The 463-nt window shown below is 61.8% G+C and carries 1 protein-coding gene; it reads right to left on the reverse strand.

The features are described from left to right. Positions 1 to 463 (reverse strand): RHS repeat protein (locus tag BHC62_RS03895; RefSeq protein WP_143007480.1); only part of this gene is annotated, 463 nt, incomplete at both ends.

Here is a 463-nt window from a genome sequence, read left to right on the forward strand (position 1 = left end):
CCCCACCAACTGCCCAAGGTCATTCCAGGTCAGGCGCTGACAGCTGTGATCCGGATACCAAACCGCTAAAAGCTGCCCGCGCTTGTCATAGCTGTACTCAGTAACGTTGCCATCAGGATCAGTCTGGCGTGTGATATCGCCCTGATCATTACGCTGGTACTTCCAGACCGCCGCACCCCGGCGCATGACCCGTACGAAGCCATGCTCATACTCGTAGGCGGTAGGCTCGTCCTCCCCCGGAAACAGCGCCACCAAGCGCCCAGCCTCGTCGTACTGATAGGCCGTAATCGCGCCGAGGGGATCCTGCTCAACCGTCAGCCGGCCCTGTGCGTCGTAAGACTTGAAATGCTCGCCGCCGTCCGGGTCAACCCGCTGCACCAGCCGTGCGCGCGGGTCATGCACATAGACTTCCTGGCTGCCATCGACGTTGAGCAGGGTGACGCGGCCGTGGTCATCCCAGACA

The organism is Pseudomonas sp. 06C 126, assembly GCF_001855215.1.
Lineage (GTDB): Bacteria > Pseudomonadota > Gammaproteobacteria > Pseudomonadales > Pseudomonadaceae > Aquipseudomonas > Aquipseudomonas proteolytica.